Source organism: Nodosilinea sp. LEGE 06152 (assembly GCF_015207525.1).
GTDB lineage: Bacteria > Cyanobacteriota > Cyanobacteriia > Phormidesmidales > Phormidesmidaceae > Nodosilinea.
This window is the reverse complement of the sequence record NZ_JADEWR010000002.1, coordinates 268,733-291,502: the sequence shown is the minus strand read 5'-3', so window position 1 is coordinate 291,502 and position 22,770 is coordinate 268,733. Positions and strand designations below refer to the sequence as shown.

Sequence of the window (22,770 nt, the reverse complement as noted above, 5' to 3'; positions counted from 1 at the left end):
AGATTGTTATATTGCGATCGCTTGCTTCTCCAGGGCAGTCTAATAACAAAATCTGATTTTTCACTCTAAGTTGGTAAGCACCGGGTCAATATAAGATTATCTGACAGCCAGTCAAGCTTTTGATGAAGGTATTGCTCAAAGAGAACGTTGGGCACTCGCCAACAAACTTCAAACTGAGCGAGTTGGTGAGCCTGCTCGATTGTGTCTCCTTCATACAAATTTTCCTCTACTAGCCCTTGGTACTGTCCGCGTTTGTTCATATCTGCAAGTAATTTCTTCTCGGCGTCAAGTGCTGTGCCAACATCTTCCAAAATTTCGCCGTCATCACCAATCTTGAGACGAATGCGTTGCTGATTGCGGATTAACGCATATCCAAAACTGTAGGATGTTCCGTTTTCCGCAATAGCGACTATCTCAGAGTTTTTGAAAAAGTTAATGATTCTGACTGCGCGATCGCCCAGCGATTCTTCTAACAGCAACCAGGTCAGCTCATGATGGATAAGAACCAGACAGCCATTGAACTCACCGACAAAAATAGCGTCTGGCTCGTCAAAGTAGTACTTAATAGTCTCATAAAGATAGGCAGTACGGTCAATTCTGTATTCTTTTAGAGCCACTAGTGGACAGCAGCGACACATGATCCATAGGCGTTCTCCGTGACTTTGTGTGAAAAACTTAAACGATGCAGCCTAACGTTCCAAATGAGCAGCTACAAAGCATACTTCATCATTCATAGATAGTCTTGCAAGTCCGCTCCATCTGGGTTGTTAGCCTATATGCTATCCCCATTATCCTCAACATACTTCTTCAAGTTTCTAAGACAAATTTCTTGGGCTTGTTGAAATGGGCGTTGCACTGCCAAGCGAAACACGAGATAAGCAAAAATATTAGGAATCTCAAAATAAAAACTCCATACAACCCTTGTTTTAGTATCTAGAGTTTCGTATGACCAATTTCCAGATGCAACCCGGACTAACCAAGAAAATGGTGGCTTAAATCCTTTGACTAGCTCATATCTCTGCGTGTTAGGCCTTTTCAATGAGACAATAACTTCCTCAATAGATGATCCATCACTGTTATCAACAATTCGTATGCTTCCTTCATGAAGGGGCAGTCCATCTACAGTTTTCGCACTAGTGATCGCAGGGATCTCCTTATAGCCAGTGAAGAACCTCGGTAGATTCTGGCAATCTGTTGACGCATCAAAAACGGCTTCAATCCTTGCATTTACAATGACTTGTGCATCGGTCTGGATCTGCATATTGAACCATGATATAGAACAACGCAGCAATCGCCATCTCTTTTAATTCAAGCATGGAGCAGGCTAACGATCTTGGTCAGCGGTCGCCAGAATCTTTGCAACACTACAAGAGGCTTGAGCTCATTCGCTGCACCAAGGTTGTTAGTCCTTAAAGCCGCAAAAACGACACAATCGCTGCAAGATCGGCGATCGCACTACTTAACATCAACTACATCATCCACACAATAACGAGGTTCTGGGTACTGTACTTTTAGTTCAAGCCCTTCCTCATAAATAGATCGAAAATTACCGTTTGTAATATCAATTCTTTGAACAATGGATCCTGTTTGAGTATCAGCAATAACTAGGTAGGAGCGGGAACCTGTAGGCTCTTCCTCAAGAACTCTGACTTTATAGTGTAGAGGTGGATAACGTTTTGCCAAATGTTCAAGTTTGGGCTGACCATTTTGGGTCCAGCTGTCAGCCAGGAATTGTTTCACGACCTCTTGAGTTTGTGTGTTTGTAACTAGCAGATAAGTACACTTAGTTTCCGCTGGCTCCTCAATAACCTGAACGTTGTAGATGGGAGTTGGATATCTGCTTTGTACATAAGTCCAGTTCTGTGGGCAGTACCAAGCTCGGTAAATAACCTCTCCAAGCTGTTTGACAACAATAAACGTACGCGATTCTTTAGAAGGATATTCTTCGGCAAGAGACAGACTGTACTGTGGCTCAGGGTATTCAACTTGCTTAGATTTTATAAAGTTGTTTAAATCAGGAACAGGATTTTTACTAACAACTTCCCCAGTGCGGATGTCTGTGACCACAGCATAGCGTTTCATAGTCCACTCCTACATAGAGTCTCTACATTTTATCGGCTGAGCAGGCCAACGGCAAAATGTAGCGGCGGCAGATAACCTAAAATCAGCACCAGCGGCTTTCGCCTGTCCGCTGCCATGACGTGTTAGGTAGCTGGTAACTAGCAACCAATCTACAAATCACGACAGAAACCCTAAAACTAGTTGGTTGAATTTTTGGGGATGCTCAATCGAACTCCAATGACCACACTCTTCAATAATTTCCAACCGAGCATTTGGGATGAGTTTAGCGGCATTTTGAGCATGGGTTACAGGAACCATCGGATCTTGTCTACCCCAAACAATTAGGGTCGGAGCCACAATAGTCCCTAATCTTTCAGTAATCGACTGGTGAAATTGTCCCCAAATGTTGAAGTTTGAACGACCAACGCTTAAAGTTGCTTCCGCCGCACCAGGAAGTGTCGCCATTTGATAAAACTCCTCGACAATTTCATCGGTAATGAGGTTTGAGTCATAGACCGCCTGTTTACACAACATTGCTACGCCTGATTTACTTGGCGAACTAAATAATTTGCCTAAACCTGGAAGCGTTGAGATTCGCAACAGAAAATTGATGTCTTTACCCAGACCAGCACTGCCAACCAGAATCAGTCGATCGATTAACTCTGGAAAGTTCAGTGCAAAGGTGAGTGCTACTCCTCCACCCGCAGAAGTTCCAAGCAAACTCGCTTTCGGGATGTCTAAAGCCTTCATGAAATCCCGCGTGAAATGAGCCATGGAATCAAAGGTATAATCCGCATCCGGTTTATCGGACCGTCCCGCACCGACCATATCAAACGCATAAACACGATGATGCGTGGCTAATTCAAAAATATTGTGCTTCCACAACTCGATGTAGCCACCACCACCATGAAGCAAAATGACTGGGTTGCCCGAACCACCCGCTTGCCAATACCGCGTGTTTACAGCCCCAACTTTGGCATACTGGTCTTGCAATTGCTCAGTTCGATCCATCTCGACCTTGCTAAACTTGTAACGTGTACTCCCAAATTTTACGCTTTTATCAATCTTTCTAAGATTGCTTCGATTTCAGACGCTAATAGATAGCTCTCAGCCACGCCCTCACCAGAAACTTAAGCTACCTAACTTGTGTTTAGCCCGATTTCTGCCTCTGCACTCTGCATAACACCCCTGATTAGGGTAATTAGCCAGAACTTGAGTTGAATATCGGCTCCAGGAGGGGGTTTATGCCGAAAATTATCTGTATAACTCCCTAAAACGGGGTGATATGCAGAACCTAATCAGGTTATCTCCCTGAAATGGGGTGTTATGCAGATCTTGATTGGCATAATTAGGATCTCTCAGAGGTGTTGTTCAGGTGCTTTAAGAAAATCTTCATCAGCAATGCCTCTGCCGCTCTACGGTTGACGGGGAGCGTTTGTATCAGTACTCTTTTACGTTAAGCCGTTCGAGCAGAGCGGTGACTTCACAGAACTCAAAAATCTTGGCGCTGTCTGAGGGCGGTTGCAACACCAACAGACAGCTAACCCCGCAAATCTCACACGCAGATTGCGAGGTTAGGCTCATGGTACCCTAGCTCCCTCAGTTTGCACTTTGACTGCGGTTGGCTGGGTTTTCGCGTTCTGTTTTCTTCTACAACAACAAAGGAAACAGAACTGATGCTTGAATACCTTGAACGCGCGCCCCTGGTCGTAATCTGCGCCCTGCGATCGCTAAACACAACCCTCTGATCGTTAAACAGGCACAGCTGGCAATCACTGCCTCTGAAATTAGATGCGCTATCACCCCGAAGACTATCTTTGGGGGCTTCTTTTTGGTTTGAATAGGGCTGCCTACGGAGACGACCCCATCAGCCATACATCAGCCATAGAAGATTCATAGAAAGTTTAGGGAATATGGCTCTAAGCCTCTACCCTGGGGCTTAAATTTTTTTGAGATTTCTCAAGCGCCCCAGGGAATCAGGCAAAAATCTAGCTACTTTCGTCAGGCAGGACAGCACCGTGAGCGCAGAAGCCAATCGCCTAGCAGAAACCCGTGCCCAACTCGCCCCGTGGCAAAAGTGGGGACCCTACCTGAGCGAGCGCCAGTGGGGCACCGTGCGCGAAGACTACAGCCCCGACGGCAACGCCTGGGATTATTTTCCCCACGACCAGGCGCGATCGCGGGCCTACCGCTGGGGCGAAGACGGCCTCGGCGGCATTACCGACGACCACAACCTGCTGTGCTTTGCCCTCGCCCTGTGGAACGGCCAAGACCCCATTCTTAAAGAGCGGCTGTTTGGCCTCACCAATAGCCAGGGCAACCACGGCGAAGACGTGAAGGAGTACTACTTTTACCTCGACAGCACGCCGACCCACTCCTACATGAAGTACCTCTATAAGTACCCCCAGCAGGCGTTCCCCTACGAAGATTTGGTCAACACCAACCGCAGCCGCAGCCGCTACGAGCTAGAGTACGAGCTGCTGGATACGGGCATTTTTGACGACGATCGCTACTTCGACGTGTTTGTAGAGTACGCCAAGGCCGATGCCGAGGACGTGCTGATTAAAATTAGCGTGGCCAACCGGGGGCCGGAGGCGGCCCCGCTGCACCTGCTGCCCACCCTGTGGTTTCGCAACACCTGGTCGTGGACCGAAACCGGCGACAAGTCGGTGCTAAAGGCCCTGGGCAATGGGGTGGTGCAGGCCCACGTCAACAACCCAGAGTTGACCGACTTGATGCGCGACTACTATTTCTACTGCGATGCCGAGGTGCCGCTGCTGTTTACCGAAAACGAAACCAACGCAGAGCGGGTGTTTGGCCAGCCAAACCCCAGCCCCTACGTCAAAGACGGCATCAATAACTACGTGGTAGACGGCAAAACCGAGCTGGTCAACCCCGATGGGGTGGGCACGAAAGTGTCGCCCCACTACCAGCTCACCGTGGGGGCGGGCGAAACGGTGGTGGTGAAGCTGCGGCTGACCAAGAGCAGCCCTGAGGTGGTGGGCGACCCCTTTGGGGCCTACTTTGACGACCAGTTTGCGGCCCGACTGCGCGAGGCCGACGAGTTTTACGCCACGGTGATTCCGCCAGCGGTGATGGCCGATGGCGATCGCGCCAACGTCATGCGTCAGGCGCTGGCGGGCATGATGTGGACCAAGCAGTACTTCTACTACGACCTCGACCTGTGGCTGCGGGAGCGCGGCGTTACCCCCTGGACGCCTGTGATCGATAAGAGCCACGTACGCAACAACGAGTGGTTCCACATGATGAACGACGACATCGTGTCGATGCCCGACAAGTGGGAGTACCCCTGGTACGCCGCCTGGGATCTGGCGTTTCACGTCATCCCCATCAGCCTGATTGACCCCGACTTTGCCAAAGACCAGCTGATGCTGATGCTGCGCGAAGACTACCTGCACCCCAACGGCCAGATTCCGGCCTACGAGTGGAACTTTGGCGATGTCAACCCGCCCGTGCACGCCTTTGCCACCTGGGAGATCTACGTGCGCGATCGCGAGCGCAACAACGGCCAGGGCGACCTGGAGTTTCTCAAGTACGCCTTTTCAAAGCTGCTGATCAACTTCACCTGGTGGGTCAACCGCAAAGACGAGGGCGGCAACAACCTGTTTGAGGGCGGCTTTTTGGGTCTCGACAACATTGGCGTGTTTGACCGCAGCTCGCCGCTGCCCACCGGGGGCAGGCTAGAGCAGGCCGACGGCACCGCCTGGATGGTGTTCTTCAGCCAGCGCATGTTTCAGATTGCCATTGAGCTGGCTCTGCACGACCACCTTTACGAAGACCTGGCGATCAAGTTCTTTGAGCACACCATGTGGATCGCCGGGGCGATGGATCGCATCGGCATTCACCACGACGAGCTGTGGGACGAAGAAGACGGCTTTTTCTACGACGTGCTGCGGTTACCCGACGGCAACTCGACCCGGCTGAAGGTGCGATCGCTGGTGGGTCTGCTGTCACTGATGGCCGTCGCCGTCTTTCCTCGCGAGGCCTTTACCGAGCTGCCCCGGCTGCGGGAGCGGGTCAACAAGTTTATCGCTCGCCACCCCGAGCTGGTGGGCAACGTGCACCTGCCCGTCAAGCAGGGCTATAACCACCGCTTCATGCTCTCAATTCTCAACGAAGACAAGCTGCGCCGAGTGCTCAGCCGCATGCTCGACGAGGGCGAATTTTTGAGCGACTACGGCATTCGCTCCCTGTCGCGCACCCACCTAGAACACCCCTACTGCTTTTACCACGCCGGGGTGGAGTACAAAGTTGGCTACGTGCCCGGCGACTCCACCTCCGGTATGTTTGGCGGCAACTCCAACTGGCGCGGGCCGATCTGGATGCCCGTCAACCTGCTGCTGATTCGGGCGCTCTTGCAGCTCTACAGCTACTACGGCGACGACTTCAAGATGGAGTACCCCACCGGGTCGGGCGACTACAAAACCCTGTTTGAAATTACCCAGTGCATCAGCGAGCGCCTGGTCAGCATCTTTACTAAGGATGAAAACGGTCGCCGCCCGGTCTACGGCGGGGCCGAGAAGTTTCAAACCGACCCCCACTGGCGAGATCTAATTTTGTTCTACGAATACTTCCACGGCGACGATGGCTCGGGCATTGGGGCCAGCCACCAGACCGGCTGGACGGGCTGCATTGCCCGCATCATTCAGGCGCTGGGCTACTTTACTCCCGAAACCGTGCTCAACACCGTTGCGCCCGGAAAGCTAGCCCTGTACTCTGACCCGGCGTCTCGGTAAGAGTTTAATCAACTTAACGTTTCCCCGACTGGGGTTACCCTTGTGAAAAAATAGGCCCCCTAGCTGGTTATCCGGTTAGGGGGCTATTGCTGACTGGCGGCGATCGCCCAGGTCTCATCTTTTGCTCCCTGTCCGTTCGGGTTCTGCAACTGGCCAGCTTGGGGGCATGCTTAAGGAAACAGCCGAGTGCACCTCATCGTGATCATTGTTCCTTTCAATCGCTGCTGTAATGCCAGAGTCATTTGCTCGGTCCATGGGTGTTCTCCGTCGCCGCCGGTTTATGCAGTTGGCGGCAGCGTCGGGGCTGTTGACAAGCCTGCCTGCGGCCTGCCGTCCAGCGGCCCGCCCCCCTACCGATGAATCTGCGATTAATTCTGGCACCCCCTTCGACTGGCGTCGGTTTGCCGGTACTGAGATTGCACTACTGCTAGACGACCATCCCTGGACTACGGGGTTGCAGCCCCACCTGCCAGAGTTTGAGGCCTTGACCGGCATCACCCTAAAGACTCGCATCGTAGCGGAACCAGAGTACTTCATCGAGATGGAAGCCACCCTGCGGGCTAGCCCGATGTCGGCAGACGCCTTCTTTTTGCCGATGGACTCTACCGCCTACCGCCTGTGGGGAGACGATCTGCTGCTGCCGCTGACCCCCTTTATCAACGACCCCACCCTGACGGCGGCGGGCTATAACCTGTTTGACTTTCCTGAAGGGTTTCGGCTGGCGGCCATGTACCCACCGGCGAGTGACGACCAGCAGCTATACGGCATTCCCGCCACCTTTGAGGCGTACATTTTGTTCTACAACAAACGCCTGGTGAGTCAGTTGCTGGCGGGTCAGGTGCCCCAAACTATGGCTGAACTGGTGCAGGCCGCCAGTCAAATCAACAAAAGCGGGCGGGCCTTTGGGGCCGTGATGCGCGGGGTTAGCTCTGACGCCATTATCGATACGGTGACGGGAATTGTGCTCAACGGTTGGGGCACCGACTCGACCTCGCTGCCCTTTAACCTGTGGTTTGACGGCGATTGGCAAAAGCCCCGCCTCACCGATCCTCGCATTGTTGAGGGGTTGACCACCTATGCCCGACTGATGCAGGCAGGGCCACCCGACATTAAACAGATGGACTGGCCCGAGGCCACCCAGCTCTTTCAGGCGGGGAAAGCGGCGTTTTACATCGATGCCAGTCTGTTTGGGCCTGACTTCGAGGATGATACCTCTGCGATCGCCGGTCAGGTGGGCTACACCGTACTGCCTCGGGTTCACCGCCAAAGCCTGACGGGCCACTGGCTGTGGGGGCTCGGCATTCCCCAGCGCTCCAGCCGGCCCCAGGCCGCCTGGCTGTTTATTCAGTGGGCCACCAGCCCCAAGATGGAGGCCAAAATTGCCGTTGCCACCGGCGGGGCACCGCGGTTTTCGAGCTGGCTGACACCGTCTGTCTACACCGAGGCCATCAACTTTGACTACGCCCTGGCGGTGCAAACTGCCATGCAGACCTCCCGCCCGACCGTGGTGCTGCACCCCCGCTGGAACCAGATGGCCCTGGCCATTGCCGCAACCATTCACCAGATCTACGATGGGGCAGAGCCCAAGCTGGCCGTCGACCAGCTGCAAACCACCGTGGTGCAGCTGATCGCTCAGGTTGAGGGGTCGCCATGAGGGTTGGTCGCCTGCGGTGGTTCAAAACCATTCGAGCCCAGCTCACGCTGGGGTTTGGCGTGATTTTGCTGCTCCACGGTCTCAGTGCCGCCATTGGCTACGGCAGTTTGCAACGGCTTCGCTCCCGCAGCCAGACCACCCTCGATAACGCCGCGCAGCTGCGGGAGTGGAGCCTGGAGTTAAAAACCAATTTTTTGCTGGCTCGACAGGCTGAGGAAGCTTTCTTTGATACCTGGCAAGGGGGCAATATGGATGCTACCGCCCAGGTGCATGTGCAGACCAACCAGGCCTACCTGGCCCAGGCCCGCCAAAATTTAGCCGACCTGAGGGCACTAGAGGCGCAAAACCCTGAGCTGGCCGAAGAATTTGCCCTGCTAGACTCGCTCTTTGACAACTACGAGTCGGCCTTTGAAACCACCACTCGCCGAATTGCAGAGGATAGCCTCAACCATAAAATTCACCAGCAGCTGGAGGAGTTGATCGCCACCCTGCCAAGCGACAGCCAGGCCTCAGGCGTTGCGGTTCTGCGGGGGCTGGTGTGGCAGCTAATGGCCGAGCAGCAGGCCTACTTAAATACCCAAGACCCAGCCTATCTCGACGACTTGCAATCGGGGCTAGACCAGCTGGGTGCTACCCTCGATCGCTTGCCAGCAGGAACGTTAGACCCTGCGGCCCAGGCGCTAATTCAAACCTATATGCTCTCCCTTAACACCCTGCTGTTTCTCGATCAGCAGGTGCAGGTTAACCGCATCATTGCGGCCAACGTCAATCGCGACATCAACGACATTATTCAAACCGTTAGCGATCGCTCGGCCACCCGCGCCGCTGCGGCCCGCCTCGAGCTAGACAACACCGCTAACCAAAGCAGTGCGGCCCTTCTGGCTACGGCCCTCACGGCCCTGGCCCTGGCCATCTGGGCCAGCGTTGTGCTGAGGCGGCGAATTATGACCCCTCTAACGCTGATGGCGATCGCCGCCGAGCGCATTGCCCAGCACGACCTCAGCCAGCCCCTGCGGCTCAGGGGAGACAACGAGTTTACGGCGGTGGCCCAGGCGTTTAACCACATGGTGAGCCAGCTGCGGCAAACCCTAGACACCCTGGAGCAACGGGTCGACGAGCGCACCACGGCCCTGGCCACCGCCAATCAAACGCTGCAGCAGCAAACCCAATCCTTAGAGATTGCCCTGCAAAAACTGCGCCACAGCGAGGCCAACTATCGCCTGTTGGTCGACCATCTCCACGCTGGGGTAATTGTCCACGCCGCCGACACCAGCATTGTGATGTGTAATCAGATGGCGGTGCAGCTGCTGGGGATGCCGATGGAGGTCATGGTGGGCCAGCAGACTGACTACCCCTGGGCCTTTGTGGATGAAGCTGGCGCAGCGTTAACGCCCGAGCATTACCCCGTGACGCAGGTGATCGCTAGCCAACGCCCGCTGCAAAACCTCGTGCTGGGCATTTGTTCTCCCCAGACCCAGGACTGCACCTGGGTCTTAGTCAATGCGTTTCCTACCTTTGACGAAGCTCAGGGGCTGACCCAGGTGGTGGTGACCTTTATCGACATCAGCGATCGCAAATTAGCCGAAGAAGAACTGCGCCACCAGGCTCTGCACGACGCCCTCACGGGCCTGCCCAACCGCGCCCTGTTTACCGAGCGTCTGGAGCAGGCGGTGCAGCGGGCCAGGCGCTACCCTGAGCAGCTGTTTGCGGTTTTGTTTATCGATCTAGACCGCTTCAAAGTAATCAACGACAGCCTTGGGCACCTGGTGGGCGATCAGCTGCTCCTGCAGATTGCCCACATTCTGCAGCGCCACGTCAGGGCCAGCGATACGGTTGCCCGGCTGGGCGGCGATGAGTTTGTAATTCTGCTGGAGCACATTACCAGCCTAATGGAAGCTATCCACGTGGTCGAGCGCATTCAAGCCGATGTCAAAGCGCCGTTTACGCTGATGGGCCACACGGTTTTCACCTCAGTGAGCTTGGGTATAGCCCTGGCCAGCCCCAGCTATGAGCGGGGCGAAGATATGCTGCGCGATGCCGACAACGCCATGTATCGGGCTAAGGCTCGGGGGCAGTCGTCGGGCTATGAAATTTTTAACCCGACCATGCACGCCAGCGCGATTCAGCTATTTGAGCTAGAAACGCAGCTGCGTCAGGCCCTAGAGCACCAAGACTTCATTCTCCACTACCAGCCCATTGTCCACCTGGCCACCCAGCGGCTGCTGGGGTTTGAGGCGCTTGTTCGGTGGGTGCATCCCCAGCGAGGCTTGATTCACCCCGGCGAATTTATTTCCCTGGCGGAGGAAACGGGGCTGATTATTCCGCTCAGCGAGTGGATCTTTGAGGCGGCCTGCCGTCAAATGGCCGATTGGCGTCGCCAGTTTCCGGCGGTTGAGGGGCTGAAGATGAATGTGAATGTGGCGGCGGCGCAGTTTGAGCGACCCAAGTTTTTTGAGCAGATCAAGGCCATTTTGGAGCGGACATCGCTACCCGCCACCAACCTTGGGCTAGAGGTGACCGAGAGCCTGCTGTTGTTGAGCGTCAAGGGGGTACTGTCGACGCTGTCCAGTTTTCAAGCGTACGGCATTGACATTAGCATTGATGACTTTGGCACCGGCTATTCATCCCTCAGCTACCTCAAGCAGTTTCCGATCAACACCCTAAAAATTGACCAGTCGTTTGTCGAAAATATTGACATTGACCACGACGATATCAGCATCGTCAAAGCAATTATTCAAATAGCCAGGTCGCTGGGCATGAAGGTGGTTGCCGAAGGGGTCGAAACTGAGTTTCAGCGCCACTGTCTGGGGCAGTTGGGCTGTGACGCTATTCAGGGCTACTGGATTGCGTCGCCGTTATCCCCAGACCAGGCCGAATTGTTTATACAGCGGCAGGGCCATAGATCTGCCTGAACAGCCGCCATTATCGACTACCGTAGCCAATGGCTATACCCCGATCGCACTGATGTCACCCCAGGGCGCGATCGCCAGGGCAAAAACTTCGACCAGGCGTACCGCGACACCACCTCCGCAGGCGGGCTGCGCTGGCTCAGGTCAAAGCCTTCCGCATCTGTAAGGATGCCGGTCAGGTTCTAGCCCCCTCTCGCCCAGGAGTCACGGCCCTCCTGGGCTGGTAGGGTTGAGTCTCATACCAATCGTCCATGCCGCTAGCGCGGCACCCCCAACGATAAAAACAGCGATAGCCGATCCCTGAGCGAAGTCGAAGGGACGGCTATTTATAGAGCAAATCCGAGTCACACAACCCCGATTCGTAACCGGTACCTGGTAGGGAGCATTGCACTGCAATGCCCCTACAAATCGGGGGTATACAGACAGGATTTGGTCTCAGTCAACTCCGCGCAGTTTGCGGGTGTTGTCGTACAGGCTCTGGGCGAGGCTGTCTAGCCGCTGGGAGAGTTTTGCGTCGACGATTTTGCCCTGGTCGTCGAAGGCTTGCCAGGCCTGACCGATCGCCACCTGTTCAGGCACTACCCAGGTGTGTACCCAGCGCAGAATGGTGCGCAGGTCGTTGAGGGCGTTGTTGTTCGACTGTCCGCCAAGAATGCTGACGGCCCCGGCCACTTTGCCATCGAGCTGGTCAAAGCTCATCAAATCCAGCGCATTTTTGAGCACGCCGCTGACGCTGCCGTGGTACTCGGGCGTTACCAGCACAAAGCCGTCGGCTTCCAGAAAGGCCTGGCGCAGCCGCTCGACATCGGGGTGGTCGGGGTAGTCGTTGCCGCCGTGGCAGAGGGGCAGGTTCATCTCGCGCAGATCGAGCAGGTTAACCTCGGCCCCCAGGGCGCGCAGGCGATCGCAAACCAGCCCCAGCGCCAGCTGACTATAGGAATTGGGTCGCAAACTGCCGGCAATGCCCACAAACTTCACCATAAAGACCTCCTAGCTGCTTAGTCGTATTCGTTATGACTTCAACTTAATAAGTTTTGTGGCAATTTGTCAAGGGAAGCTGAGTTAAGGTCTCGCCGTCCGCAAAGCGAAGGTCGGGCCTCGCCCTGGGGTGCTGACGCTAAAATCCTGCGGCCAATTCCTCAATTCCCTATTTATCCTGTAGCTAATTGGCTATAGTGACGGCAAGCTACTCCTCCTTCCGGCGGAGGTTCCCTTGGGCAAACCCTCACCAGATTCTCTTCAGCGCATCGGAGTCGCCGGTCCGCCGTTGACTACCCCTGCCGCCGTTCCCCTGGCCCCCCTTACCAYCGGGGGCGAGACCATTCCCCTGGGCAAGCGGGTGCGGCTCGACCTGCCGGTGGCCCGCCTGACCACCGGCACCATGATGTCGCTGCCGGTGACGGTAATTAGCGGCAAACAGCCGGGGCCGCGCCTGTGGCTCAGCGCCGCTATCCACGGCGACGAGCTCAACGGGGTTGATATCATTCGCCGGGTAGCGAAGGCGCTGCGGCCCAACCGCCTGGCTGGCTCAGTGGTTGCGGTGCCAGTGGTGAATATTTTTGGCCTGCTAGAGCAGTCGCGCTACCTGCCCGATCGCCGCGATCTCAACCGCTCGTTTCCAGGTTCAGCGCGGGGCTCAATGGCCAGTCGGCTGGCGGCCCTGTTTATGCGCGAGGTGGTCAGCCAGTGCACCCACGGCATTGACCTGCACACGGCGGCGATTCACCGCATCAACCTGCCCCAGGTGCGGGCTGACTTGCACGACCCGGCCACCTACGATTTTGCCAAAGCCTTTGGGGCTCCGGTGATGATCCACGCCTCCCACCGCGACGGTTCGCTGCGCCAGGCCGCCGCCAAGCGCCACATTCCCACCCTGCTTTACGAAGCGGGCGAAGCGCTGCGGTTTGATGAAGTCGCCATTCAAACCGGGGTCGATGGCATCTACCGGGCGATGGCTCACCTGGGCATGTACACCCCGCCTGCCACCGATCAACCGCCCACCCTCGAGGTGCGGGAAACCCGCTGGGTGCGCGCCTCGCGCGGCGGCATCTGGCACCGAGCGATCGCCCTGGGCGACGAGGTCAAGCAGCGCCAGCCCCTGGGCTTTATCAGCGATACCTTTGGCGACAAGCCGGTGCAGGTGCGCAGCCCGATGGCGGGCATCGTCATCGGTCACGGCCAAAACCCGCTGGTCAACCAGGGCGATGCCCTAGTCCACGTCGCCAGCGTGAGGGCAGAGATCGAGCAAGAACAGTAGGATGAGCAAAGCGACGCCTGCCCATCCGCCCAGCCATGCAGCGATTTACCCAGCTTTTTCAAGATATCGATGCGACCACCTCGACCAATGAAAAGGTGCGATCGCTGCAAGCCTATTTTCAAGCGCAAGAGGCCGAACCCGCCGACAAAGTCTGGGCGCTCTACCTGCTGCTGGGCAAAACCCGCCGCCGCACGGTGACCTCACGGGTGCTGCGGGACGTATTTCTGCAAATTTCTGACATTCCTGAATGGCTGTTTAAAGACTGCTACGCCCAGGTAGGTGATTCGGCAGAGGTGATCGCCCTCCTGCTGCGCGATGTAGATTTGGCGGGACAGTCCCCTAAAAATAGCGCTATTCCCTGTAGGGGCAAACGGCCGTTTGCCCCTACCGAGGTTGATGGCGATTCCCAATCCCATTCCTCCAGTTCCATCCCCCTGCACCAGTGGATGGAGGAGGTGATCCCAATGTTCAAAGCGATGGAGACCGATGAAGAACGCCGGGATTTAATTGTCTCCTGGTGGGCAGCGCTCGATAACACCGAGATCTTTGTGCTCAACAAAATTCTCACCGGGGCCTTTCGGGTTGGCGCATCGGCAAAGCTGGTGATCAAGGGGCTCGCCGCCGCCACGGGCGTTTCTGAAGCGGTGCTGGCCCACCGCCTAATGGGCGACTTTAGCCCCACCGTCGAGTTCTACACCACCCTCACCAGTGAAGAGGCGACGCAGAATGCCCCCAGCCAGCCCTACCCGTTCTTTTTAGCCACCTCCCTGGACGAGGAAAAATTCCAGGGCGAAGACTTCGATCGCTGGCGGGCGGAGTGGAAGTGGGACGGCATTCGCGCCCAGGTGATTAAGCGGGATGACCAGGTTTTTGTCTGGTCGCGGGGCGAAGACCTGGTCACTGAGCAATTCCCAGAGATCGAGGCGATGATGGCCACCTTTCCCAACGGCATTGTGATGGATGGCGAGATTCTCTGCTGGCAGGACGGCATGCCGCTGTCGTTTAACCACCTGCAAAAGCGCCTGGGCCGCAAGAAAGTCAGCAAAAAGGTGATGGAGGAAAGCCCGGTGCACCTCATCGCCTACGACCTGCTGGAGTTCGGCGGCATTGACATTCGGGAGAAAAGCTGGGGCGATCGCACCCAATCCCTCACCGCCCTGCTGGGGGTACATACCGCCCCCAACCTGCACCAGTCTGTCCCCCTTGAGTTTCACTCTTTTGCGGAACTGGCAGAACTACGCCAAAACTCTCGCCAGCAGGGAGCCGAGGGGCTGGTGGTGAAGGCGATCGACAGCCCCTACCTGGTGGGCCGCAAGCGCGGCTACTGGTGGAAGTACAAAGTCGACCCCATGAGCCTCGACGCGGTGCTGATCTACGCCCAGGCGGGCAGCGGCAAGCGGGCCAACCTGTTTACCGACTACACCTTTGCGCTGTGGCAGGGCGAGACCCTGGTGCCCTTCGCCAAAGCCTACAGCGGTCTAGACAACGCCGAAATTGACGCGCTCGATAAGTGGATTCGCCGCCACACTACGGAGCGGTTTGGGCCAGTGCGATCGGTGGAGCCGATTCAGGTATTCGAGATTGGCTTTGAGGGCATTGCAGAATCGACTCGCCACAAGTCGGGCATTTCGGTGCGCTTTCCCCGCATTTTGCGCTGGCGGAAGGACAAACCTGCGATCGAAGCCGATACGCTAGAGTCGGCGCAGGAGTTGCTAGCATTCTTTCGGTAAACAGCCCCATCCCTGGATGCACATTTACGATTACTGCCCCATCACTTGAGCGTACCGATCCAGGAATTGTTGAATCAAGATGGGCGAAGCTCGAAAGGACGTTTGCTGCAATCGGCCAATGGCATTGGGAAAGTCTAGCAACCCTTCTGTTCCGGCTTTGAACAAGACGCCCAGTAGCCCCGTGACCGTCAAGCCCTGAGCTAATGCAGCTTGCCTGGCCTCCCAATCGTCCAAAATCATCAGGCTTGCTTGCAGGCTGGCCGCCAAGGATATAGCTTCTCGCTCACCTCGACCCAGTTTGGCTGGCAGATTGTCGAGCAATTGGGGCACTAGCTGAATAGTTACCCAGTCAGGCGGTGCAGCAATCCACGACTGGATCAGGACATAGTTTTGCTCTGCCATCAGCTCATCTTTAACGCCCATAGGGATCGTTACTGAATCAAAGAGCTGCGGCAGTAGACCGGTTTCACCGATCAAGATTAAGTAGCAGATCGGTGACGTGTCGCAAACCACCATTAGGACTTGGTCAAAGCGCGATCGACAGCCTCTAAATCGTGCTCTATGTCGGCCTCTGTGTAGTGTAAGTAAGCTCCATGTTTCTTAAGCAAGGCATCAGTAGTGAGCCTTGACGGCAGTTGAAGCATCTGTTGGACTTCGGCTGCACTGATGAGCTTTGAACGGTAAGCCTCAACAGCTACGGCTTCTAGAGCTTTTTGCGATAGGCTACCCAGGTGCGCTTGCAGCCGCTGCTCAATGTCACTAGGAACGGGGATAGTGATATTCATGGGTAAGCCTAGCTGGCAGTGGAGGATAGGGGAGTCATTACTAGCATAGCTTTCAGACCATCTCCCCATAGGACGAGAAGAGAAGTGCATTCTTATCCAAGCCTTACCGCAATGACTCATCACAAACCGGGCATTTCAGTGCGCTTTCCTCGCATTTCTGCGCTGGCGAAAGTATAAACCTGCGATCGCAGCCGATACGCTAGAGTCGACTGAGGAGTTGCTGAAAATCGATCGTTGACTACCACTGACGTTATAGGCTGATCTTAGCTACCAGGTAGACCAGGGGCGATCGCCACTGCACCGTCTTTCCCTGCAACTGCCGCTGGCAACTCTGCTGAATAGTCACCACATCTTTTTCAGGCAGGTGCTCGGCCAGCTGATCGCGATAGCTAGGCGGGGTGCCGCCCACTACAAACCACCGTTGCAACAGCGCCGCCGACACATAGATGCTGCTGTGCAAAACATCCTCCGTCAGCTGAACGGTAAAGCCCGCTTTGCGGAAGAGGGTTTGTAGAGTGTCGGCCTGCCAGTTAAAGCGGGGGTCAGTGGTGGAGGTGGCGATCGCATCTTCGGCCTGGTGCCAGCGCTTGACCAGGGCTTTGCTCAAGCCTGTGACATCTACCAAAGCCGAAATGCGCTGACTGTGGCGCGGGATGGTTTCGGCCAGCACCACCACGCCATCGGGAGCTAGCAACTGCTGCACGATGTCGATGAATCTATCTCGATTTACTACCTGGCCAAAGGCATTGCGGCCCACAATGCGCTCAAAGCTGATTCCTGGGGTGTGGGCGGCGAGGTAAGCGGCTAGCGCTTCGTAGTCAGCATGCACAAACACAGGACGAATCAGTTCGGGCAGCTGGGCCGCCTGTTCTTCGAGCGCTGCCTGATCCTGAGCGGTATGCACACGGGCGTAGACGCCCCCCTCGGGCACTTGACGCAGGGCCTCCCAGGTGAGCAGCCCGGTACGGGCGTTGAGGTCGAGCACGCGGTGGTGGCGCTGGGCCAGGGCTAGGGCAAAAATGCGATCGCGCACTTCCCCCAACTGCTCACCTGCCTGGCTGAGGGTGCGCTGGAGCCAGCGATCGCGGGCCGGGTCGTCGGGGCTGTAGGTAAGCGCTTCGGGCAGCGCGCCGCCGCCATCCACCATCGCCGCCAGCTGGGCCTCGCGCCGCTGGGCCACCTGGGTCTGAATCGACGCCTCGTAGCCCTGGTCTGACGGCTGGTAAAACACCTGCCCCTGCAAGCCGCTAGGCAAATACTGCTGCTCGACCCAGTGGTCGCGGTAGGCGTGGGGGTACAGGTAACCTTTGCCGTGGCCGAAGCCTTTGCTGTCGCGGTTGCCGTCGCGCATGGGGTTGGGCACCTCACGTTCGCGCTCCTGCTCGATGGCGGCCAGGGCGTCAAAAAAGCCCATGGTGCTGTTGGATTTGGGCGCAGTGGCCAGATACAGCGTGGCTTGGGCCAGGGGATAGCGGCCCTCGGGCATGCCCACCCGGTCAAAGGCGGCGGCGCAGCTAGTTACCACGGTGACGGCGTGAGGGTCGCCTAGGCCAATATCTTCGCTGGCCAAAATTACCAGGCGGCGAAAGATAAAGCGGGGGTCTTCGCCCGCGTAGACCATGCGGGCCAGCCAGTACAGGGCCGCATCGGGGTCGGAGCCACGCACGCTTTTGATAAAGGCGCTGATGGTGTCGAAGTGGGCGTCGCCCTCTTTGTCGTAGAGCACCGCCCGCTGCTGAATCGATTCTTCTGCCACCGCTAGAGTGATTGTGATCTGGCCCGATTCGTCGGGGGATGTGGTCTCGACGGCCAGTTCCAGAGCGTTGAGCAGGGCGCGGGCGTCGCCGTTGGCCACATTCACTAGGTGGTCGATCGCATCGGGGTCAAGCTGAACGGGGCGATCGCCGTAGCCCCGCTCTTTGTCCGTCAGCGCCTGCTCCACCACTCGGTACAGGTCTGCGGCCTCCAGCGGCTTGAGCTGAAAAATGCGCGATCGGCTAACCAGCGCTTTGTTGACCTCAAAGAAGGGGTTCTCGGTGGTCGCCCCAATCAAAATCACCGTGCCGTTTTCGACCCAGGGCAGCAGCGCATCTTGCTGGGCCTTGTTGAAGCGGTGTACCTCGTCGACAAATAGAATCGTGCGCCTGCCGTACTGGCCGCGCAGGTCCTGGGCGGCTGCGATCGCCTCGCGAATATCTTTCACCCCCGCCAGCACCGCATTCAGCGCAATGAAGTGGGCGCTAGTGGTGTTGGCAATGATCTGGGCCAGGGTGGTTTTGCCCGTGCCCGGTGGACCAAAAAAAATCAGCGAGGAAAGCTGATCGGCCTGAATTGCTCGCCGCAGCAGTCGCCCCGGCCCCACCACGGCATCTTGGCCAATGAATTCATCAAGGGTGCGGGGTCGCAGCCGCGCCGCTAGGGGCGCATCGCGGGCGATCTGGGCCTGGCGGCTGTGGTCGAAGAGATCCATGCAAGGCAGGGCTGGCGAAACACCCCGGACGGCGATCGCGCCGCACCGTTGCTCTATGGTACCGCCGGGACTGCGGGCTATGACTTATCGGTAGACAGTGCAGTGCGGCCTGGTGAAGACTTGGTTCTTTTACAGCACGACCCTTGGGCCGTGAATCCCTACGGCTGGTCTGTTGGGGCGGCGGGCAGTTGTAGCTCAATGCCGACTTTACTACCTAGCTCTATTACCTCGTCGGCAAAGGTGTTAGCCGCCGTAACTCCCCCAGCAATCATCGAGGCCGCTGCCAGAAGGGCCGTCAATCGCTTTTTTAGTCGAGGTATGCTGCGCTGGTCTACAGGCTTTTGGATCTCGGCTTCAACATCGTCAATGTCAATAACAATGTCCTCTTGCACAGCAGGAGGCAACTGAACGGCGGTTTGGCGCAGGCTAGCGATCAGTTGCAGCAGCTCGGCGGTGCTGGTGCCATTGGTTTGGGTAAAACCTGCGGCGGTAACTTGGGCATTACCACCGGCTTCGTTGACTACATTGCCGATATTGCCGCCGTTGACCTGAGTGCCAATTTTTTGACCCATAACTTTGTCGCCTGCGATGTTGTCGCCGCTGCCGTGCTGGTTAATGGTGTTTGCCATGATCAAAGCCTCTAAAGAAGTGTTGTCGGGAGCGTAGTGGAGCTTGAGCAGTTGGCTGGTGTGTAGAGGCACCATGGCGTAGGTTTGGCCATCATCGTCGCTAAAGTCAACTTCGTAGACATCGGGGGCCAAGCTCTCGACCAGGGTACCGACTTGGCCAGCCGCTAGGTGATGGGCAGGTAGGTCTTCTTTGAGAGCAACCACATCCAGCAGTTGAAATTGAAATACAGATGTAGGCATTACTGCGATCGCTCAACTAAGAACTTGAAGAACAGTCTCACTGGGGTTAAAGAGTTTGCGCTTTGAAGCGTTAAGAAACTCGATGCTCACTGGTTCAGCATTTTCGTCGTAGCTAACAATTACTCCCCCCGGTTCAGAGATAGCGTCGCAGGGTGGCACATCTTTCATAATGAAAATCAGCACATCGGCTTCGGCATCGTATTTGACGTTCATGCTAGTTCTCCTGCCAGTAGCGATTGACTTGATTGGTCCAGTACAGGGTGATGATGCGTCTTGTGCCAGCCACATCAGCGAAGGGAACCCGCAATAGCCCCTTGCCTCGCATTGCTTGAGCAACAGAAATATCATCTTCAATAACGATCTGCTGTGGGTTTCTTACAACTGCTTCAACTTCCTCGCGAGTAATGCCTAATCGCTGTTGCCATTGCTGTTGACGTTCCTTGGCGTGCTTGGTCCAGAAAATTTGTATGGGGCCTGTAAGTCTGCTGCTGCTTGCTTTGGCGTATGTCTGAAGCGTAGGCAACGCCGAGGCTTCAGACATACGCACCCTTGGGGTGGGTGCGTTTGTCGCCCTGCACCAGGTCACCTGCTACATTATCGCCGCTGCCGTGCTGATGGGTAGCGCGATTGCCCTGGTGAATGTTGAGGTGAATATCGCCGTAGCGCTCTTCGATGTCGAGGCCGCGTTCTTTAAGGTCGCGCTGGCGGCGGGCTTCCACGGGTTCGTAGCCGTCGAGGATCTGGCGCAGGTTGAGGCGCAGACGCAGTTTGCCGATGGTGACAGTCTGTTCGCCCATGGCCTCCAGGCCCAGCAGCTCTTGGTAGTCGAGGGGGGGATGGTCGGGATGACCAGGGACGGGCACCCATTCGGTGACTTCTAAATCGGCAAAGCTCTTGTGGATTTTGGTAAAGGTGTCGCGGATGAGAGCGAGAAAAATGCGGCGGGTGGTTTCGCGCCCACTAATAGAGATGAAAATCTTTTTGTCTTCTGGGTCGGCTTTGACGCGGGCAATGTTGCAGATCTCGTCGCCTTCGCAATATTCCAGCATGACGCCGCTGCGCCAGCAGGTTTGCTCGTGGATTTTTTCGTGGCTGAGCACAATGAACCGCGACAGTACGCTCTCGGGCAGAATGCGGTAGTGGTATTGAAACTCTAGGGTGTCGCCCTCTAACCCGGTGTCTTCAGGTTCGTCTTTGGGAAGCAGGCCGGGGATGAGAAAGCGGGGGCAGGGGCAGTCGGGCAGCTCAAAGCAGAGCTGAAACTCCTGCATGAGTTCGGTGAGGTAGCGGTGACGCTCGGGGGGGTAGCGGGTTGGCTCTAGCACCCGGCTCAGGTCGTCGTAGTCGAGAATGCCTTTCCCCTGGATTTTGAGGGTTTCGTCGCTGAGCAGAGTGTAGATACCTTGGGTAACCCAGTCGGGATTGAGCACGTTGGTGCTGTGGAGAATGGGGTGGTCGCGGAAGTTGAGCACCAGGCCCAGATTGTGGAGCAGGTCGATGAGCTGGGTTTGGTTTTGCTCTTCGGGAATATTGTTCTGGTAGCAGATGCCGATATATTCGCTGTAGCTAATAAAGTCTTTGTCTAGGGCTTCGAGCTTTTCTTTAACCTCAAACCAGGAGAGGGGCAGCAGGTTGTAGACATCGCGCAATTTGCCTACTTCTTCAGTGATTTTAGCCCGCAAATCATCGATGCCGTCGCCGGTTTGGCAAGAGGTTTCGAGAATGGCGCAGATGTTGGGATATTTTTCGCGAAGGGCTTTGCGGTTGACGTCGAAGGGTTGCTCATCCTTTTTGTTGCCGACAATGATAACGGGCGACTCGCCGCCAAAGCTTTGGATCAACTTGAGCCAGTATTCAATGCGGTTTTCGTCTTCGCTAGTGCGGCAGTTGCAGACGAGCACATACAGGCTGCGCTTGGTGAGAAAAAACTGATGGGTGGCGTGGTAAATCTCTTGGCCGCCAAAATCCCACACGTTGAGGCGCACGTCTTTGCTGTTAACGTGGACACCCCAGGTGCAAACGGTAAGGCCATCGGTTTGGGGCTCATTGGGGTTATATGTGCTCTCCATCAGCTGCTTGACTAGAGACGTTTTGCCAACGCTGCCCTGGCCAACTAGGAGAAGCTTGGCTTCGTTGAGAGGTCGAACATCACCGCCACGAAGTTTGCGCAGATAGTTAAAAATATCCTCAACGGAACCAGGAGCATCACTAGATTCTGCTAGCCCCAAAATCTCTGGGGAAATGGGTAGAGGGTTACGGCGCAAGTCTAGAATTTTTAGCTGGGACAACCTCTCTAACCAATCAGGGCAAGTTTCGATTTTATTGTTTTCAAGGTCTAGCTTTTCAAGATTCAAGAGCTGACCAATGCACTCAGGAATGACCCTAATTTGATTGTCAGAGAGATAAAGTTGCGTAAGATTAATGAGTGCTCCCACGCACCCAGGAATTGCCGTAATTTGATTTCTAGAGAGGGAAAGTTGCGTGAGATTAACGAGTGCCTCCATACACTCGGGAATGACCGTAATTTGATTTCTGTGAAGATTAAGTATCGTCAGGTTAGTGAGCGCTCCGATGTATTCAGGAATTGCCGTGATTTGATTGCTAGAGAGGGAAAGTGTCGTCAGGTTAGTGAGTGCTCCGATGCACTCAGGAATTGCCGTGATTTGATTACTGTAGAGATAAATCGCCGTCAGGTTGGTGAGTGCTCCAATGCACTCAGGAATCGCCGTGATTTGATTTCTATAAAGGAAAAGTTCCCTTAGGTTGGTGAGTGCTCCAATGTTTTTTGGAATTGCCGTGATTTGATTGCTAGAGAAAGAAAGTGTCGTCAGACTGGTGAGTGCTCCAATGTGCTCAGGAATTGCCGTGATTTGATTGCTAGAGAGGGAAAGTGTCGTTAGGTTGGTGAGCCCTTGGATACAATCGGGAATCTTAGATAAATTAACAGCGATCGCGGTAAGGTCCGTGAGTGATTTGAGCTGAAAAATAATCTCTGGCAACTGTTCTAGAGGATTACCGCTCAAATCTAGCACTTTCAAGTGCTTCAAATTCGCTAGTGTGGATGGTAGGGAACTGAGAGCATTGGTAAGCAGCTTGGGAGTCGGTTGCCCCTTTGGATTACTCCATTTTTCAACCTTTCCCAGAATTAAGCTTTCAAGCTGGGTGAGTTTGCCAATTTCAGGGGGCAACTCCGTCAGCCCCTGGCCCGAGAGATCTAGCTCTGTCCAGCCTTCAGCAGCGGCTTGGTCAATGAGTTGCAGCAGCTCGTCTTGGGTCAT

General features: G+C 55.6%; 17 protein-coding genes. 5 read left to right on the top strand and 12 right to left on the bottom strand.

Annotated features, from left to right (window positions below; all coding sequences use genetic code 11):
- Window positions 1-65: 65 nt before the first annotated feature.
- From IQ265_RS03800 to IQ265_RS03785, 4 genes are all read right to left on the bottom strand, one after another.
- Window positions 66-617 (bottom strand): hypothetical protein, encoded by a 552-nt coding sequence (locus tag IQ265_RS03800; RefSeq protein WP_194050857.1) that lies wholly within the window; start codon window positions 615-617, stop codon window positions 66-68.
- Between the two features lie 155 nt (window positions 618-772).
- Window positions 773-1,261: an SRPBCC family protein gene (locus tag IQ265_RS03795; RefSeq protein WP_194050856.1), complete on the bottom strand. Its 489-nt coding sequence runs from the start codon at window positions 1,259-1,261 to the stop codon at window positions 773-775.
- A gap of 194 nt (window positions 1,262-1,455) precedes the next feature.
- Complete coding sequence (locus IQ265_RS03790; RefSeq protein ID WP_194050855.1) at window positions 1,456-2,082, bottom strand: hypothetical protein; 627 nt, start codon at window positions 2,080-2,082, stop codon at window positions 1,456-1,458.
- A gap of 156 nt (window positions 2,083-2,238) precedes the next feature.
- Window positions 2,239-3,072 carry an alpha/beta fold hydrolase gene (locus IQ265_RS03785; protein WP_194050854.1) on the bottom strand — a complete coding sequence of 278 codons (834 nt, stop codon included), beginning with the start codon at window positions 3,070-3,072 and terminating at the stop codon, window positions 2,239-2,241.
- Window positions 3,073-4,079: 1,007 nt separating this feature from the next.
- On the opposite strand from IQ265_RS03785, the gene IQ265_RS03780 reads away from it, so the two are divergent.
- From IQ265_RS03780 to IQ265_RS03770, 3 genes are all read left to right on the top strand, one after another.
- Window positions 4,080-6,818: a glucosidase gene (locus IQ265_RS03780; RefSeq protein ID WP_194050853.1), complete on the top strand. Its 2,739-nt coding sequence runs from the start codon at window positions 4,080-4,082 to the stop codon at window positions 6,816-6,818.
- A 253-nt stretch (window positions 6,819-7,071) separates the two neighbouring features.
- A complete protein-coding gene (locus IQ265_RS03775) occupies window positions 7,072-8,472 on the top strand; it encodes an extracellular solute-binding protein (RefSeq protein ID WP_194050852.1) in 1,401 nt (466 codons plus the stop codon).
- Window positions 8,469-11,384: an EAL domain-containing protein gene (locus IQ265_RS03770; RefSeq protein ID WP_194050851.1), complete on the top strand. Its 2,916-nt coding sequence runs from the start codon at window positions 8,469-8,471 to the stop codon at window positions 11,382-11,384. The genes IQ265_RS03775 and IQ265_RS03770 overlap by 4 nt, the downstream gene beginning before the upstream one ends.
- Before the next feature lie 432 nt (window positions 11,385-11,816).
- Here IQ265_RS03770 and IQ265_RS03765 read toward each other — a convergent pair whose 3' ends face one another.
- Window positions 11,817-12,362 (bottom strand): NAD(P)H-dependent oxidoreductase, encoded by a 546-nt coding sequence (locus IQ265_RS03765; protein ID WP_194050850.1) that lies wholly within the window; start codon window positions 12,360-12,362, stop codon window positions 11,817-11,819.
- Between the two features lie 310 nt (window positions 12,363-12,672).
- Between IQ265_RS03765 and IQ265_RS03760 the strand changes: the two genes are divergently transcribed.
- A complete protein-coding gene (locus IQ265_RS03760; RefSeq protein ID WP_194051128.1) occupies window positions 12,673-13,638 on the top strand; it encodes a succinylglutamate desuccinylase/aspartoacylase family protein in 966 nt (321 codons plus the stop codon).
- A 35-nt stretch (window positions 13,639-13,673) separates the two neighbouring features.
- A complete protein-coding gene (locus IQ265_RS03755) occupies window positions 13,674-15,368 on the top strand; it encodes an ATP-dependent DNA ligase (RefSeq protein ID WP_194050849.1) in 1,695 nt (564 codons plus the stop codon).
- A 30-nt stretch (window positions 15,369-15,398) separates the two neighbouring features.
- On the opposite strand, the gene IQ265_RS03750 is transcribed toward IQ265_RS03755, so the two are convergent.
- From IQ265_RS03750 to IQ265_RS03720, 7 genes are all read right to left on the bottom strand, one after another.
- Window positions 15,399-15,791 (bottom strand): DUF3368 domain-containing protein, encoded by a 393-nt coding sequence (locus IQ265_RS03750; RefSeq protein ID WP_228037544.1) that lies wholly within the window; start codon window positions 15,789-15,791, stop codon window positions 15,399-15,401.
- 92 nt (window positions 15,792-15,883) lie between these two features.
- Window positions 15,884-16,153: a UPF0175 family protein gene (locus IQ265_RS03745; RefSeq protein ID WP_194050847.1), complete on the bottom strand. Its 270-nt coding sequence runs from the start codon at window positions 16,151-16,153 to the stop codon at window positions 15,884-15,886.
- Window positions 16,154-16,403: 250 nt separating this feature from the next.
- Complete coding sequence (locus IQ265_RS03740) at window positions 16,404-18,623, bottom strand: AAA family ATPase (protein ID WP_194050846.1); 2,220 nt, start codon at window positions 18,621-18,623, stop codon at window positions 16,404-16,406.
- 158 nt (window positions 18,624-18,781) lie between these two features.
- Complete coding sequence (locus IQ265_RS30450) at window positions 18,782-19,492, bottom strand: DUF4926 domain-containing protein (RefSeq protein WP_194050845.1); 711 nt, start codon at window positions 19,490-19,492, stop codon at window positions 18,782-18,784.
- Window positions 19,493-19,504: 12 nt separating this feature from the next.
- A complete protein-coding gene (locus IQ265_RS03730) occupies window positions 19,505-19,705 on the bottom strand; it encodes a DUF2283 domain-containing protein (protein WP_194050844.1) in 201 nt (66 codons plus the stop codon).
- Between the two features lies 1 nt (window position 19,706).
- Entirely contained in the window at window positions 19,707-20,033 is a 327-nt protein-coding gene (locus tag IQ265_RS03725; RefSeq protein ID WP_194050843.1) for a DUF4258 domain-containing protein, read from the bottom strand.
- Window positions 20,026-22,770 (bottom strand): COR domain-containing protein, encoded by a 2,745-nt coding sequence (locus tag IQ265_RS03720; RefSeq protein WP_194050842.1) that lies wholly within the window; start codon window positions 22,768-22,770, stop codon window positions 20,026-20,028. The genes IQ265_RS03725 and IQ265_RS03720 overlap by 8 nt, the downstream gene beginning before the upstream one ends.